The sequence below is a fragment of the Microbacterium sp. Root53 genome (assembly GCF_001426925.1).
Lineage (GTDB): Bacteria > Actinomycetota > Actinomycetes > Actinomycetales > Microbacteriaceae > Microbacterium.
In genome coordinates this window covers 1-15,279 of sequence record NZ_LMFR01000021.1, presented here as the reverse complement: position 1 = coordinate 15,279, position 15,279 = coordinate 1, and the positions used below count along the sequence as shown (strand labels likewise).

Below are 15,279 nucleotides of genomic sequence, written 5' to 3'. Positions count from 1 at the left end.
CTGATTCTTCCCGGGGCCACCGACATTCGACGGGTTGGAAAGGGCAGATCAGGGGTTCAAACGAGATCTGTGGAGAACTCGTCTTGAGGGCATCCTGTGGACGAGCTGTGGGCCGGTCTGCAGGGACGGTTTGGACACGTTTCGACTCCGGCGCTGGCGCGCCTCCGCTCAACGACCGGAGGGTGGGGGCGGCGCTGGCGCGCCTCCACTCAGCGCGGGGCCATGCGGAGGGCGCCGTCGAGGCGGATGGTCTCGCCGTTGAGGTAGTCAAGCTCGGCGATCGACAGGACCAGCCGCGCGAACTCCTCCGGGCGGCCGAGGCGGTGCGGGAACGGCACGGTGGCGGCGAGCGAGGCGTTCACCTCCTCGCCGAGCGACGCGAGCATCGGGGTGTCGACGATGCCGGGGGCGATCGTGTTCACGCGGATGCCGTGCTGCGCGAGGTCTCGCGCGGCGGCGATGGTCATGGCCGCGACGCCGCCCTTCGAGGCCGCGTAGGCGATCTGGCCGATCTGGCCCTCGAACGCCGCCACCGACGCGGTGTTGACGATGAGCCCGCGCTGCCCCTGCTCGTCCGGCTCGTTCTGCGCCATGGCCTCGGCCGCGAGCCGCATCACGTTGAAGGTGCCGACCAGGTTGACCTCGATCGCGCGCCGGAAGGTCTCGAGGTCGTGCGCTCCCCGCGAGGAGACGATCCGCCGCGCGGGCGCGATGCCGGCGCAGTTGACGACGACGCGGAGCGATCCCGGCGCTGCGACCCCCACGGCGGCCCGGACCTGCTCCTCGTCCGCCACGTCTGCCGCGACGAGCCGCACGCCGGCCTCGCGGTCCGGCGCGGACCCGGCACGCTCGACGGCGGACGGCAGGTCGACCCCGATCACGTCGACGCCGTGGCGTGCGAGCGCCCGTGCGGTCGCCTCCCCCAGGCCCGACGCGGCCCCCGTGACCAGCGCGCTGGCTCCCTCGATGTGCATTCGCTCTCCTCCGTGTCTCGTATCCGTACCCGACGTCTCGCGGTCTATCGTCCCGACACCGTGCCGAACAGCCGGGCGACGGGCGCGAGAACGAGCGGACGCGCCGCGACCCACGCCGCGACGATCGCGAGCATCGACGCGCCGAAGATCCAGAAGCCCGTCCAGTCGACGACGTCCTTCGCGGCGTACATGTGGTTCAGGTTCCTCAGCGCTCCCGTGGCGAGGACGAGCGTCACGTGCACGGCGATGAACAGCACGAACACGATCATCACGGGGAAGTGCACCGCGCGCGCCCATTCCACGGGGAGGATCCGGTTCAACGTCTTCGCCCGTGCGGGCCAGAGGTTCGACATGCGGAACCCCGTGATCGCCGCGAGCGGCGCCGCGACGAACACGACGCCGAAGTACGACAGCTGCTGCAGGGCGTTGTAGTGCACCCATCCGTTCTCGGTGGGCCAGTCGAGCGCGGCGTACTGCAGCAGCGCGCTCAGCGCGTGCGGGAAGACGTCCCACGAGGTCGGGACGATCCTCATCCACTGGCCCGTCGCGAACAGCAGGATGACGTAGATCGCGCCGTTCACGAGCCACAGCAGGTCGAGCGACTGATGGAACCACAGCGAGAGGCTGATCCGGCCCCTCGGCTTGGCGCGCGGCGCCCAGTACGCCGGCGGGCGCCGCTCGGTGCGCACCTGCCACCCGCTGCGGATGATGAGCACGAGCAGGAACACGTTGAAGAAGTGCTGCCAGCCGAGCCAGGCGGGGATGCCCACCGGGGCGCCCGCCGGGAGCGGATAGGCCCCCGGATACGCGGCGATGAACGCGCGCACTCCGTCGAGCGACACGATCCAGCGGGTCAGGAGCACGACCATCGCGGCGGCGTACAGCAGGGCGCCGGCGGTGAGGAGCGCGGCGCCCACCCACTGCCCCCGCGTGTACGGCCCGATCCGCTCGGGCTCGGGCGCCGCGCTGGGGCGCCGCGTCGGCGCGACCGCGCGCCCCGGGCTCGATGCCGCATCGGGCACCGGCCGCACGGGGACCGTGGACGATCGCGGCGCGGGCGCCTCCCGGCCGCTCGCCCGGTCGGCACCCGCCCCCGCGAGGCGCTCGGCCACGCGCGCGGCGAACGCCGCGGACGGCCACGGCTCGCCGCCCGGCACGCGCGGCAGGCCGCGTCGCACGGGTCCGGACGCCGTGATCGCCGGGCCGGGGTCCTCGCCGGCCCGCCCGACCTCGACGGGTGCCGGTTCCGGCTGAGCCTCGACCCGACCGCGCTCCCCGCGTTCCGGCTCCCCGGCGGTCGGCTCGGGCTCCGCGGCGAGCGCCGGCGCCGCCCCCTCCGGACCGGGCGGCCACGGCTCGCCGCCCGGGACGCGCGGCAGGCCGCGGCGGATCGTCGTGCCGTAGGTCGCCACTCAGGGCCTCCGTGCCTCGAGGGCGGCGATCAGCTGCGGCACGACGGTGAACACGTCGCCCACGACCCCGAAGTCGGCGATCTCGAAGATCGGCGCGGCGGCGTCCTTGTTGATCGCGACGATCGTCTTCGCGGTCTGCATGCCGACGCGGTGCTGGACGGCGCCGCTGATGCCGAGGGCGACATACAGCTGGGGCGAGACCGAGACGCCCGTCTGCCCGACCTGGTGCGCGGCGGGGACGTACCCCGCGTCGACCGCCGCACGGGATGCGCCCACTGCCGCGCCGAGCGCATCGGCGAGCCGGCCGACGAGCGCGAACCCCTCCTCGGATCCCAGCCCCCGCCCGCCCGCCACGACCCTCGCGGCGCCCCGCAGATCCGGGCGCGACGTCGCCCCGGAGGTCGCCTCGAAGGACTCGACCACGGCGGCGGGCGCGCCCGACGACTCGACATCGAGCACGCGCGACGTCACGGGCCGCGGCTGCGCCCGATGCTCGACCGCCCCCTGCCGGAGCGTGATGACCGGGGCGCCGAAGGTGACGGCGGAGTCCACGGTGTACGCGCCGCCGTACACCGAGTGGTGCGCCACGATGCCGAGCTCGTCCCGCGAGACCCCGACTGCGTCGACCGCGATCGCAAGCCCCGCGCGCGCCGTGAAGCGGCCCGCGGCATCGCGCCCCTCCACCGAGTTCGACACCAGCACCGCGTCGGGCTGCACCAGCGCGTACGCCGCAGCGAGCGCGTCGACTGTCGGCACGGTCAGGAGCGCCGGATCTCCCGTGGGCGCCGCGAGCAGCACGGTCTCGGCCCCGAGCGCGGCCACGGCCGCGGCGAGCGCCTCATGCCGCTCCGCCGGTGCGACCACGAGCGCGACGGGCGCTCCCACGGCGTCGGCGGCGCCCAGCAGCCCCGCCGCGGAGGCCGCCGGCTCGCCGTCGGGAGCGAGCTCGACCACGACCAGGATGGCGTCCTCGGCGATCTCCACGTCCTCCACCTCACACCAGCCGGTTCTCTACGAGGAACTCCGCCAGGCGCTCGCCCGCATCCCCCTGGTCCGTGATGATCGTCCCCGCGCCCCGCGCCGGCCGCTCGGCGACCGCGATCATGATCGACCGCGGGGCGTCGATCCGCTCCGCTTCGACGTCGAGGTCCGAGAGGCTCGCGGTCTCGAAGGGCTTCTTCTTGGCGGCCATGATCCCCTTGATGCTCGCGAGCCGCGGGTCGGGCAGCGCCTCGGTGATCGAGATCACCGCGGGCAGCGCGGCCGTCACGCGCGCGACGCCCGCCTCCACGGCGCGCGCCCCCGAGACCCGCTCCTCCGCGATCTCCACCGAGGCGAGCGAGGTCGCGTGCGCGACGCCCAGGCGCTCCGCGAGCATCGCGGGCAGCACCCCGCCCGACCCGTCCGTCGACCGGTCGCCCGCGATCACGAGGTCGAAGCCGACCCGGCGCACGGCGGCGGCGAGCACCTCGGCGGTCAGGGACAGGTCGGCGCCGCGCAGCGCGTCGTCGGCCACGAGCAGGGCCGACGTGGCGCCCATCGCGAGTCCCTTCCGGAGCGTGGCGGCGGCCGTGGCGGGGGCCATCGACACGAGGACCACCTCGGTCCCCGGATGGGCGTCGGCGTACCGCAGGGCGACCTCGATCGCGCGCTCGGAGATCTCGTCGAGCACCCGCGCCGCGGCCTCGCGTTCCGCGAGACCCGTCTCCAGCGACAGGCTCCGGTCCCCCGCCGTGTCCGGCACCTCCTTCGCGAGCACCACGATCCTCATCCGCGGCTCCCGTCCGTCGATGCCCGGCGCTCGCGCGGCGCCGCGGAGGACGCCGGCGTCCACCCGATAACGTGACCGTGAGACAGGGAGGTGCACCGGATGGCTCCGCACTCACCGCTGCCGGTGGATCCGATCGCCGAGGCCCGGCGCCAGTGGATCGCGCACGAGTGGGAGGACGCCGCCGACGGCATGGCGGCGGTGACGTCGATCATGCGGGCGCACCAGCTGATGCTCGCGCGGGTGGACGGCGCCCTGCGCCCGTTCGGGCTGACCTTCGCGCGGTACGAGATGCTGCGGCTGCTGGCGTTCACGCGGGAGGGCCGGCTGCCGATGTCCTCCGCCACGACCCGCCTGCAGGTGCATCCGGCGAGCGTCACGAACACCGTGCGGCGCCTGGAGCAGGACGGGCTGCTGCGGCGCGAGGCCCATCCGCAGGACGGGCGTGCGGCCATCCTGACCCTCACCGACGAGGGACGCGATCTCGCCGAGCGGGCGACGCACGCGCTCAACGCGAAGGTGTTCGAGCAGATCGGGCTCGACGCGGACGAGCTGCGCTCGCTCGCGCACATCATCGCGCGGCTGCGCCGGCGCGCGGGCGACTTCACCGACCCGCGGCCGATGCCCGAGCCGCTCTGATCCGCCGGACGCCGGCCCGTCATCGTCCCGAGGCTCCCGGCTCCGCCTGCGCCCGGATCGTGTTGATGATCGCCGAGAAGTCCTGCTGGGCGCCCGGCCCCTCGGCGAACTCCCGGTAGATCTCCCTCGCGAGCAGCCCGAGGCGCGCATCCACCCCGGTGCGGGCGATCGCCTGCTCCGCGAGGCCGAGGTCCTTCGCCATGAGCGCGCCGGCGAACCCCGGGCGGTAGTCGTGGTTCGCGGGGCTTGTCGGCACGGGTCCCGGCACCGGGCAGTTGGTGGTCAGCGCCCAGCACTGCCCGGACGCGTTGGAGGCGACGTCGAACAGCACCTGGTGGGACAGCCCCAGTCGTTCGCCGAGCACGAAAGCCTCGGCGACGGCGATCTGCGAGATCCCGAGGATGAGGTTGTTGCAGACCTTGGCCGCCTGACCCAGCCCCGCGCGGCCGCAGTGCACGATCCGGTGCCCCATCAGCTCGAGGATGGGCTTCGCCTCGACGAAGTCGGCCTCGTCGCCGCCCACCATGAACGCGAGCGTCGCGTTCTCCGCACCGACCACGCCGCCCGACACCGGCGCGTCCAGCGCACGATGACCCGCCGCGACGGCCCGCGAGGCGGCCATCAGCGCGTCATCGACGGCGATGGTGGACGAGTCGATGAACAGCGTGCCCGGTCTCGCTGTCGCGAGGAGTCCGTCGCCCGTGCCGTCTCCGTACGCGGCGAGCACGTGCCGACCCTCGGGCAGCATCGTGATGACGACGTCCGCCTCGGCGGCGGCCGCCTCGCCCGACTCCGCGATCGCGACGCCGGCGTCGCGCGCCGCCGCGCAGAGCTCGGGCACGAGGTCGAAGGCGCGCACGTCGCGCCCCGCGCGGACGAGGTTGGCGGCCATGGGGCCGCCCATGTGGCCGAGGCCGATGAACGCGATGATGCTCATGTCGTCTCCTTCGACGCCTGGGTTCGGCACCCCGTCTGCGAGGTGCGGGTCAGCGCTTCCTCTCGAGCAGGTCGCGCCCGACGATCAGCTTCATGATCTCGTTGGCGCCCTCCAGGATCTGGTGCACGCGGAGGTCCCGGACCACGCGCTCGATCCCGTAGTCGTGGAGGTAGCCGTATCCGCCGTGCAGCTGGAGGGCCGCATTGGCGGCCTCGAACGCGGCGTCGGTCGCGAAGCGCTTCGCGAGCGCGCACGCCACCGCCACATCCGGCGCGTTCTCGTCCATCTTCGCGGCCGCGCGCTCGAGCAGGGCCCGAGCGGCCTGCAGCCGGGTCTCCATATCGGCGAGCGTGAACACGACCGAGTCGAGCGCCGCCAGCGGAGCGCCGAACGCGGGCCGCTGCTGCACGTGCGCCACCGCGCGGTCCAGCGCCCACTGGGCGCCGCCGAGCGAGCACGCGCCGATGTTCACGCGGCCGCCGTTGAGGCCCTTCATGGCGATGTGGAAGCCGGTGCCCTCGTCGCCGAGCAGGTGCGAGGCCGGCACCCGGACGTCGTCGAACATCACCTGCCGCGTCGGCTGCGCGTTCCAGCCCATCTTCCGCTCGTTCGGCCCGAACGAGAGGCCGGGAGCGTCGCCGGGGACGATCAGCGCACTGATCCCCTTCGGCCCGGGTCCGCCCGTGCGCGCCATCACGACGTACACCGCCGAGGCGCCCGCGCCCGAGATGAACTGCTTGGTGCCGTTGAGCACGTACTCGTCGCCCTCGCGCCGCGCGGAGGTCGTGATCGCGGCGGCGTCGGATCCGGCGCCCGGCTCGGTGAGGCAGTAGCTCGCGAGATCCTCCATGGCGGCCAGCCGCGGGACCCAGCGCCGGCGCTGCTCCTCGTCGCCGAACGTGTCGATCATCCAGACCACCATGTTGTGGATCGAGATGTACGCGGCGATCGTCGTGTCGCCCTTGGCGAGCTCCTCGAAGATCGCCAGCGCGTCGCGGCGCGTGAGACCGGAGCCGCCGACGTCCTCGCGGGCGTAGATGCCGCCGAGTCCCAGCTCCCCCGCCTGCCGCAGCGTCTCGACCGGGAAGTGCTTCTCGAGATCCCACTCCCCCGCGTAGGGGGCCAGCGCGGTCTCCGCGAACTCCCGCACCATCTCGACGAGGGCCAGGCGCTCCTCGGTGTCGGTCATCGTCATGCTCATGTCACGGTCCCCTCAGTGCATCGTCGGGATGACGAAGCTCGCGCCTTCCTTGATCCCCGACGGCCACCGGCTGGTGACCGTCTTGGTCTTCGTGTAGAACCGGAACGCATCCGGCCCGTGCTGGTTCAGGTCGCCGAACCCCGAGCTCTTCCAGCCGCCGAACGTGTGGTACGCGATCGGGACGGGGATGGGGACGTTGACGCCGACCATGCCGATGTTCACGCGGGCGCTGAAGTCCCGAGCCGCGTCCCCGTCGCGCGTGAAGATCGACACGCCGTTGCCGTAGGGGTTCTCGCTCGCCAGGCGCAGCGCGTCCTCGTAGGTGTCGGCCCGCACGATGATCAGCACCGGGCCGAAGATCTCGTCGCGGTAGACGTCCATGTCGGGCGTGACGTGATCGAAGAGCGTCGGGCCGATGTAGAACCCGTTCTCGTGGCCGGGCACGGCGAGCCCGCGGCCGTCGGCGAGCAGCGTGGCACCCTGCTCGACGCCGAGCTGGATGTAGCGCTCGACGCGGGCCTTCGCCTCGGCCGTGACCAGCGGGCCGTAGTCGAAGCCCTCCTCGAGCGCCGGGCCGACGCGCAGGTGCGCGACCCGCTCGGCGAGCTTGGCGGCGAGCGCGTCCGCGGTCTCGGCGCCGACCGGCACGGCGACCGAGATCGCCATGCAGCGCTCCCCCGCGGACCCGTATCCCGCGCCGACGAGCGCGTCCGCGACCTGGTCGAGGTCGGCATCCGGCATCACAACGAGGTGGTTCTTGGCGCCGCCGAAGCACTGCGCCCGCTTGCCGTTCGCCGCGGCCGTGGCGTAGATGTACTGGGCGATCGGCGTCGAGCCGACGAAGCCCACGGCCTTGACCCGGGTGTCGCGCACGATCGCGTCGACCGCCTCCTTGTCGCCGTTGACCACGTTGAGCACCCCCGCCGGCAGCCCCGCCTCCAGGAACAGCTCGGCGAGCCGCAGCGGGACCGAGGGGTCGCGCTCGCTGGGCTTGAGGATGAAGGCGTTCCCCGCGGCGAGCGCCGGGCCCGCCTTCCAGAGCGGGATCATAGCGGGGAAGTTGAACGGCGTGATGCCGGCCACGACCCCGAGCGGCTGGCGCATGGAGTACACGTCGATGCCCGCACCGGCCCCCGTGGTGTACTCCCCCTTCAGCAGGTGCGGGGCGCCCGCGGCGAACTCGATGACCTCGACGCCGCGCTGGATGTCGCCCATCGAGTCGGCGATCGTCTTGCCGTGCTCGCTCGAGAGCCGACGGGCCAGATGCGGCAGGTCCTTCGCGACCAGGTCGAGGAACTTCAGGAGCACGCGGGCGCGCTTCTGCGGGTTCTGATCGCCCCACTCGATCTGCGCGGCCTCGGCGACCGCGATCGCCTCCGCGACCTCCGCCGAGCTCGCGAGCGGGACGCGCGCCTGCACCTCGCCGGTGCTCGGGTCGTACACGTCGCCGAAGCGGCCGGACGTGCCCTGCACGTGCGCTCCGCCGATGAAGTGGGTGAGCTCTCGCACCATCGCCGTCTCCCGTCGGACATCCGTTGTCCTTCAAAGGAGATAGTACGCCGTCCAAATACCTGGGACCAGAGATTATCGCACTCGATCGGCGATGGATTCATCAGTATGCGAACTCACGTCGCCGGTCGTTGAGCGGAGCGAGCGCCAGCCCACCCCGGTCGTCAGCGGAGCGAGCGTCAGCGAGCGGAGTCGGAGCGCACCCAACCGCCACCGGCTCCACCCCACGCCCGCCCTACACTGACCCCATGCCCGTCTTCGATCACCTCGGAATCACCGTCGACGACGTCCCGCATGCGATCGCGCGCTTCGATCCGATCCTGCAGGCGCTCGGCTTCGAGAGGTCCGACGCCGAGAACTCCGCGTCGTGGTGGCGCGAGGGCGAGACCGAGTTCATCGTGATGCCGGCGCGCGAGCCCGGCACGGGCCCGCACGTGCACGGCCGGGTCGGCTGGCAGCACCTCGCGTTCGCGGTCGACTCGCGCGCGGAGGTCGAGCGGCTGCACCGCATCGCGCTCGACGCCGGCTGGACCGCGGTGCGCGACCCCAAGGAGTACCCGCGCTTCACCGACCGGTACTACGCCTCCTTCCTGGAGGACGTCGACGGCATCCGCATCGAGTTCATGCACAACCCGCCCCGCGACGTCGGCTGACCCGGGGCGCGGACTCAGCGGATCAGCTCGGCGGCCCGACGGAGGACGTCCACGAGATGCGCGAGGGCGGCCCGGCGGTCCGCGTCCTCGCGGATGCGCAGGATGCTCGACGGGTGCGCGGTCACGACGGTCGGTGTGCCCGAGGGGTCCGACGATTCCATCACCATGCCGCGGACCTCGCCGATCCTCACCGACCTGCCGAGCACCGCTCGCGCGGCCGTCGCGCCGAGCGCGACGATGACCGTGGGCCGCACGAGCGCGATCTCCTCCTCGAGCCACGCGTGACACGCGGTGACGTGCGCGACCGACGGCTTCTCGTGGATCCGCCGCTTGCCGCGGCGCTCGAAGCGGAAGTGCTTCACGGCGTTCGTGCGGTAGACCGCGTCGCCCGCGACGCCCGCCGCGGCGAGCGCCTCGTCCAGCACCCGCCCCGCGGGGCCGACGAACGGCTCGCCCTCGAGATCCTCTCGGTCGCCGGGCTGCTCGCCGACCAGCATCATCTGCGCCGCATCCGGGCCCGACGAGAACACCACCTGCGTCGCGTCGCGCCACAGCTCGCACCCGCGGCACCCCTCGGCCGCACGTCGCAGCTCCTGCAGGTCCGCGCCGTGCGGGACCCAGTGCTCCGCGCCGGGGCGCTCCTCGCCGTCTGCCGCCATCGCCCCATGGTGACGCGGACGCGCCCCGCACGGCGATCCGCTTGACAGAGCGGGACGACGGAGGTCAGTCGAGCGAGATGTCGACCACCAGCCGCATCGGATCCTCGAGCGTCGTGACCGTGAAGTCGCGCTCGCGGTCGAGACCGATCGCCCACGACGTCTGGCTCTCGAAGTTCTCGATCCGCTCGAGCTCCTGGATCACCGAGACGTTGTCGGGATGCAGCTGCGCCGGCCCGTCGTAACCCGCGCCATCCGGGCCCGGCATCCAGGCGCCCGCCGACACGACCAGCGTCGCGTCGCCGGCGACGTCGACCGGCTCGCCCCGCGGCGCGTCGAGGATCGGGTCGTCCCGGTACTCGACGCGATAGCCCGGCAGCGTGCCCGATCCGGAGAACTCGATCACCACGCGCTCGAAGCACGGCTCGTGCGCCCCTGTCCGGATCTCGGCGCCCACGACGGTCGAGAGCCGCTGCGGGAATCCGTCCTCGACCCGGTCGGTCCCGCCCGCGTCGGGGCACGGCGTCTCGGGCGGAGGGCTGGCCGTCGCCGGGGGCGTCATGTCGGGTGTCGAGCCCGGCGTGGTGGCGGGCGGGCTCTCGCCCGGAGTGGAGCCGGGCGGCGAGGCGGTCTCGGTGGGCCCGGCCGAGCCCGTGGTCGGCGGCGGCTGCGGCGGGCCGCCGGTGCACGCCGCCAGTGAGAACAGAAGGGCCAGCGCGGCGATCGCGCCGCCGGCCGATCCGGTTCGAAGGGGTCCCCTTGTGGTGCTCATCTGACGCCTCCTGACGCCCGGGGAGCGCCATCTTACGCCCGCGTCTCGGCGGCGGAAACGGGCGGACGATCACGGTATGGCGGCAGTCTTCGAAGATCGCCCGAGCGGACGCGACGAGGGGCCCCGCCGTGCGGCGGGGCCCCTCGTTCCAGCGGCGTGGATCAGCCGATCGGCGTGCCCGCCACGGTGAGCTCCCACGAGTCCTGCCAGAAGTCGGCCGGGTCGATCGTGCCCTTCGCCTGGGCCCAGTCGATCAGCAGCTGGCGGATCTCCTTCTGCTCGTCGTAGACGAGCGGAGCCGAGGCGATGTGCGGGAAGCCGCCGCCGCCCGAGCGCCGGTAGTTGTTGACCGCCACGACCACCTGGGTGTCGTCCGCGAGGGGCGTGCCGTCGGCCAGCGTGATGCCGTCAACCCGCGAGCCGACGGGCTGCGAGAGGTCCACCGAGTAGTCCAGCCCCGCGGTGATGTCGAGGTTGTAGTCGGGCGTTCCGCCGGCGCCCGTGTCGCGCGCCGGGTCGAACGTCGAGCCGGCCGGCACGGTGGCGAAGTACTTGTTCGAGAACTCGAGGTAGTCGTCGATCTGCGCTCCGGTCATCGTCACCGCGTGGAGCGTGTTGTCGTAGATGTACAGCGACGCGATGTCCTTGACGGAGACGTCGCCGGCCGGGAACACCGCGGTGCGCGAGAACGGCGCCGCGATCGAGAGCACCGGCAGCTCGGCGTACGCCGTGCCCTCGAGCGCCGCGTCCACCGTGTCGGTCTGCACCTGCTGGATGAAGTCGATGATCGGCGTGTCCTCGTAGCGCGAGGTGACGGCCGACAGCTCCTGCGTCGACTGGGCGACGACCTGGTTCACGTACGCCACCGTGGTCGCGTGCTGCTCGGCGACCAGGTCGAGGATCTCCTGCGACTGCGGGTAGTCCCTGGTCCGGATGGCCGACGCCTGCGCGGAGTCGACCTGCCACTGGCCGCGCACCTTGCTGAGGTCGAGGTCGACGCGCGAGACCGTGGATCCCCAGCGGTACGGCTGCGTGAGCAGCACCTCCTCGCCGGTCACCTCGTTGACGATCGTCTGCGACGGCGCATCGCGGTGCGTGTGTCCGAGCACCATCACGTCGATGCCCGGCACCGTGCGGGCGATGACGTCGGAGGGGTTCTCGGGCGCCGCGATCGACTCGTCGTACGACGATGCGCCCAGGCCGGCGTGCGACAGCACGACGACCACGTCGGCGCCCGCCTCCTTGACCCGCGGGACCCAGGTCTGCGCGGCCTGCACCATGTCCTGGAATTCCAGCCGGCCCTCGACGTTGCCCTTGTCCCAGATGGCCGACCCCGGCGTCGTGAGTCCGAGGATGCCGACCTTGACCGGCTTCTCGCCCGGCACGCGCTTGGCGACGATCGTGAACGGCTTCAGGGCCGGCTCCCCCGTCGCGACGTCAATGACGTTCGCGCCCAGGAGCGGGAAGTCCAGCGCGCCCTCATAGGCCTCGAGCGTGTCGAGACCGTAGTTGAACTCGTGGTTGCCCACGACCTGCGCGTCGTAGCCGATCGCGTCGTAGGCGGCGGCCATGGGGTGGACGGCGCCGGTCTCCTCGACCGGCTCCTGCACCGCGTAGTAGTAGCTGAGCGGCGTGCCCTGGATCGCGTCGCCGTTGTCGACCACGATCACGCTGTCGTCGCCCTGCTCCTCGCGGACGGCGTCGACCACGGAGGCGACCGACGCGAGCCCGATCGCGTCCCCGGCCCGGTCCGAGTAGGGCCGGTCGTTGAAGTAGTCCCAGTTCGCGACGTTGCCGTGCAGGTCGGTGGTGGCGAGCAGGGTCAGGTCGAGCGTGTGGTCCTCGGGCGCGGCTGCGGCGGGCACAGCGGCGGTCGCGACCAGCACGGCCGCGAGCGCGGACGCGAGGTGAAGCTTCACGGTTCTCCTTCGAGCATGACGACGGCCCGCGATCGCGGGGCCTGTCCGCACGCTAACGCCACCGAGTGACGCCGATGTGAACACGCCACGGGCTCAACTGCCCAGGTGAGGCAGGCGGTGCTCCTGGTACGCGCTGAGGTGGATGGCGTGGAGCCCTCCCACCGACGCGACGGGGATCAGGTAATAGGTCATGTCGGGATCGATCACGAAGAACTCGTCGATCTCGTCCGGATCGTACGGCCTCCGCTGTCCCCGAGTGGTCGAGAGGTAGGCCTTCCACGAATCACCGGCGCGGACGGTCGTGGTCTTCACCTGGATGCGCCGGATGCCGTCGGCTCCCGACACCAGCAGGTCGTAGCGACACGGCTCGAGAGGCCACGACACATCCTCGCCGCAGAGCGTGAACCACGCGGCGGCGAGCAACGGCCCCGCCTTGCGCAGGTGTGCGGTGTCCGGCGTCCTGACCCTCCGGCGCCCTTCCGGCGGCTCCGCGAGGTGCCCGATGTCGATGTGCAGACGCAGCGCGTGGCCCTTGAGCACGCTTACCGCGCCCGGCCCCTGGACATCGAGCTTCTCAGCCACGTCGTCCCAGGACTCTCCGGTCGATATCGCCGCACGAAGGGCGTGTTCGTCCCATCGCCGCCGACCGCGGAAGTGGCTGTAGTCGACCCCGAGCCGACCCGACCAGTCCGCGCGACCCGCGCGGCCCCAGGGACCGCGCGAGGAGCTGGGTGATGTTGGCGGAGATACTCACCGCCCCCCCGGAGTATCCAGCAGCCTCCGACACGACCGCATGGCGCACCGGCGGAAACCGCTCCCCACCGACGCCGTCTCGGCTGTTGCTCAGTCCGATAGAACGTCTGCTACCGGACTGGAGATGCGTCACCGGTGGTGCGTTCCGTCCATGGTGAGTGAGCGTTCGATCCAGGTGCGCAGTTGCGGGGCAGGGGCGGCGCCGATCATGCGGTCTGCCTCTTTTCCGTTGCGGTAGAGCAGGAGGGTGGGGATTGAGGAGATTCCGTGTCGTTGGGAGACGCGCGGCGAGGTGTCCGCGTTGACCTTGGCGATCTTGAGGCGTCCGGCGAGGTCGCGGGATAGTTGCTCGACGACGGGCGCGATCTGGCGGCATGGCCCGCACCAGGGCGCCCACACGTCGACGAGCACGGGAAGGGTAGCGTCGCCGACGACCGTGTCGAACGAGTCGTCGTCCGCTTCCACGAGCCACGGCAGGTCGGCGTGGCACTTCGCGCATCGGACTCGCCCGGCGCGTGCCGGGGGCACGCGGTTCTTCGCCGCGCACCCCGGGCACGTCACCACGTTCACAGCCACACCCCGTGACGGGCGAGCACGGCCTGCACCTGGCGGAGGCTGGGCTCCATGAGCCACTCGCCGTCGATGTGCACGACCGGGGTGCGCAGCCGGCCACCGGTCAGTGCCGCCAGGCGTGCATGCAGTCCAGCGGGTAGAACACCACCGCCACCGGCGTTCCGCGCATCTCCGACAACCGCACGATCGTGCCGTCCGCCGCGGGGAGTGCGAAGTCCGGTGCCGGCGTTCCTGGCTCCAGCCCGGTCGTCACGCGTGGTCCGTCCATCGGGGGCGCGCTCTTGAACATGTCCCGGACGGCGGCGAGGTCATCCGATGTTTCCGGCACCTGCGCGGTCTCGATGACCGTCGCGGACTCCAGCACGTCGAAAGCGTCCATCACGCACCCCCGCCTTCTGCAGTGGACGGATCACCCGAACGGGGACGTTCCCGTGCTTTCGGCGCCCGGGACCCTTTCGGGCCCCGGGAAGCCGCCCGGTCAGGAAGCGACCGAATGCGCGGGATCGGCTTTTGGGTCCGCAGCCTCCTGCTCCGCCGGCGTGGACTCGGTAGCCCGCGATGCGGGTGACGACGATTCGACGGCGACCGCGACCTTGCGCGGGAGCGCGTCGGATTTCACCGGCAGTGTGACTCTCAGCACTCCGTCCCGGTAGTCGGCGGCAATAGCATCAAGATCGACCTCGTCGCCAAGTGCAAGCTGCCGCACCACGCTCGCCGAACCGCGCTCACGGACCAGCCAGCGCTCACCGCGGTCCTCTCGCGAGGTGTCTCGATGAGCCCGGACTGTCAGCAGTCCGGCCTCGGCGACGCACGCGCATGCGTCGTTATTCCCGAGCTGGAGAAAAGTCTCCAAGTCTGCGAAGACGTCGCCTTCTCCAGCTCCTTGGCCGACTCCGCATGAAAGCGGGGGTATCGGCAGACGTTAATGCTGTGGCTGTGTCGTCGAGAGCAGTGTGCGCGCTCGGTCGAGGTGCGCGGGGTTGACCATAACGTCCCAGTGCTCGGCCGCGAGGTTCTTCACGGACGAGAAGTCCCGCTTGCCGCGCCATAGGGCATGTCCGACGAGCCCGAAGAGGGCGCCCCAGAGCGCGCCGAGGCCGGTCGCGGCGATCAGCAGCCACAGCAAGAAGAGGACGGGGGCGAAGATGCCGAGAATGAGGCCGATGAGCAGACCGAACCAGGCACCGGAGGCGGCGCCGTAGCCGGCGGCGCGGGCCAGTGTCATGCGCCCGATCACCTGCTCCTCGATGCGCACGTTCCAGCCAATGATTGAAACCTCTTCGACGGGGAACTCCGCGTCGGAGAGCCGATCGACCGCGGCCTGCGCAGACGCGTAGTCGTCGTAGCGTGCGAGGAGTTCACGGGCGGGTGTCGAAATGGGTGAGTTCGTCATGATGTCTCCTTTAACAGAAGGGTCTGCTGAACGAAGTGGTGACAGTTTCGGTTAGGCCGCGAGGGCCAGGTTCTGGTTCATGATGGTCTCGAACTCGATCGGCGTCAAACGGCCCAGACG

The 15,279-nt window shown here is 71.8% G+C and carries 17 protein-coding genes; 2 read left to right on the top strand and 15 right to left on the bottom strand.

Translation table 11 applies throughout. The features are described from left to right. Positions 1-209 precede the first annotated feature (209 nt). The 4 genes from ASD19_RS09135 to ASD19_RS09120 are packed head-to-tail and all read right to left on the bottom strand — an operon-like array spanning position 210 to position 4,157. Positions 210-974: an SDR family NAD(P)-dependent oxidoreductase gene (locus ASD19_RS09135; protein WP_055991556.1), complete on the bottom strand. Its 765-nt coding sequence runs from the start codon at positions 972-974 to the stop codon at positions 210-212. Between the two features lie 44 nt (positions 975-1,018). Then, the gene (locus ASD19_RS09130) at positions 1,019-2,386 is read right to left on the bottom strand and encodes a cytochrome b/b6 domain-containing protein (protein ID WP_055991553.1); all 1,368 of its coding nucleotides are present in this window, start codon (positions 2,384-2,386) and stop codon (positions 1,019-1,021) included. Beyond that, positions 2,387-3,370: an electron transfer flavoprotein subunit alpha/FixB family protein gene (locus ASD19_RS09125; protein ID WP_055991979.1), complete on the bottom strand. Its 984-nt coding sequence runs from the start codon at positions 3,368-3,370 to the stop codon at positions 2,387-2,389. Between the two features lie 10 nt (positions 3,371-3,380). Next, positions 3,381-4,157 carry an electron transfer flavoprotein subunit beta/FixA family protein gene (locus ASD19_RS09120; protein ID WP_055991976.1) on the bottom strand — a complete coding sequence of 259 codons (777 nt, stop codon included), beginning with the start codon at positions 4,155-4,157 and terminating at the stop codon, positions 3,381-3,383. A 99-nt stretch (positions 4,158-4,256) separates the two neighbouring features. Here ASD19_RS09120 and ASD19_RS09115 point away from each other — a divergent pair, with 99 nt between their 5' ends. Next, positions 4,257-4,793: a MarR family winged helix-turn-helix transcriptional regulator gene (locus tag ASD19_RS09115; RefSeq protein ID WP_055991550.1), complete on the top strand. Its 537-nt coding sequence runs from the start codon at positions 4,257-4,259 to the stop codon at positions 4,791-4,793. 19 nt (positions 4,794-4,812) lie between these two features. On the opposite strand, the gene mmsB is transcribed toward ASD19_RS09115, so the two are convergent. From mmsB to ASD19_RS09100, 3 genes are read right to left on the bottom strand one after another with little or no spacing between them, the layout of a single operon-like run. Further along, positions 4,813-5,730 (bottom strand): 3-hydroxyisobutyrate dehydrogenase, encoded by a 918-nt coding sequence (gene mmsB, locus ASD19_RS09110; protein WP_055991549.1) that lies wholly within the window; start codon positions 5,728-5,730, stop codon positions 4,813-4,815. Positions 5,731-5,779: 49 nt separating this feature from the next. Further along, complete coding sequence (locus tag ASD19_RS09105) at positions 5,780-6,931, bottom strand: acyl-CoA dehydrogenase family protein (RefSeq protein ID WP_055991546.1); 1,152 nt, start codon at positions 6,929-6,931, stop codon at positions 5,780-5,782. 12 nt (positions 6,932-6,943) lie between these two features. Then, positions 6,944-8,443, bottom strand: coding sequence for a CoA-acylating methylmalonate-semialdehyde dehydrogenase (locus ASD19_RS09100; RefSeq protein WP_055991543.1), 1,500 nt, complete (start codon positions 8,441-8,443; stop codon positions 6,944-6,946). A gap of 245 nt (positions 8,444-8,688) precedes the next feature. Here ASD19_RS09100 and ASD19_RS09095 point away from each other — a divergent pair, with 245 nt between their 5' ends. After that, a complete protein-coding gene (locus tag ASD19_RS09095) occupies positions 8,689-9,093 on the top strand; it encodes a VOC family protein (protein WP_055991541.1) in 405 nt (134 codons plus the stop codon). A 14-nt stretch (positions 9,094-9,107) separates the two neighbouring features. Here ASD19_RS09095 and ASD19_RS09090 read toward each other — a convergent pair whose 3' ends face one another. The 8 genes from ASD19_RS09090 to ASD19_RS09060 all read right to left on the bottom strand — a co-directional run bounded on the left by ASD19_RS09090 (position 9,108) and on the right by ASD19_RS09060 (position 15,159). Continuing rightward, positions 9,108-9,752: a UdgX family uracil-DNA binding protein gene (locus ASD19_RS09090; RefSeq protein ID WP_055991537.1), complete on the bottom strand. Its 645-nt coding sequence runs from the start codon at positions 9,750-9,752 to the stop codon at positions 9,108-9,110. A 64-nt stretch (positions 9,753-9,816) separates the two neighbouring features. Then, on the bottom strand, positions 9,817-10,521 hold the full coding sequence (locus ASD19_RS09085; RefSeq protein WP_055991534.1) for an AMIN-like domain-containing (lipo)protein: 705 nt from the start codon (positions 10,519-10,521) through the stop codon (positions 9,817-9,819). Positions 10,522-10,682: 161 nt separating this feature from the next. Further along, entirely contained in the window at positions 10,683-12,440 is a 1,758-nt protein-coding gene (locus ASD19_RS09080; protein ID WP_055991531.1) for a bifunctional metallophosphatase/5'-nucleotidase, read from the bottom strand. A gap of 93 nt (positions 12,441-12,533) precedes the next feature. After that, complete coding sequence (locus ASD19_RS09075; protein ID WP_055991528.1) at positions 12,534-13,022, bottom strand: group I intron-associated PD-(D/E)XK endonuclease; 489 nt, start codon at positions 13,020-13,022, stop codon at positions 12,534-12,536. Between the two features lie 300 nt (positions 13,023-13,322). Then, positions 13,323-13,763 carry a thioredoxin gene (gene trxA, locus ASD19_RS09070; protein WP_200941098.1) on the bottom strand — a complete coding sequence of 147 codons (441 nt, stop codon included), beginning with the start codon at positions 13,761-13,763 and terminating at the stop codon, positions 13,323-13,325. Positions 13,764-13,869: 106 nt separating this feature from the next. Then, positions 13,870-14,130, bottom strand: coding sequence for a redoxin domain-containing protein (locus tag ASD19_RS14935; protein WP_327040590.1), 261 nt, complete (start codon positions 14,128-14,130; stop codon positions 13,870-13,872). A 114-nt stretch (positions 14,131-14,244) separates the two neighbouring features. Further along, positions 14,245-14,619, bottom strand: coding sequence for an Hsp20/alpha crystallin family protein (locus ASD19_RS14070; protein ID WP_200941097.1), 375 nt, complete (start codon positions 14,617-14,619; stop codon positions 14,245-14,247). 69 nt (positions 14,620-14,688) lie between these two features. After that, positions 14,689-15,159: a general stress protein gene (locus tag ASD19_RS09060; RefSeq protein ID WP_055991519.1), complete on the bottom strand. Its 471-nt coding sequence runs from the start codon at positions 15,157-15,159 to the stop codon at positions 14,689-14,691. Positions 15,160-15,279 lie beyond the last annotated feature (120 nt).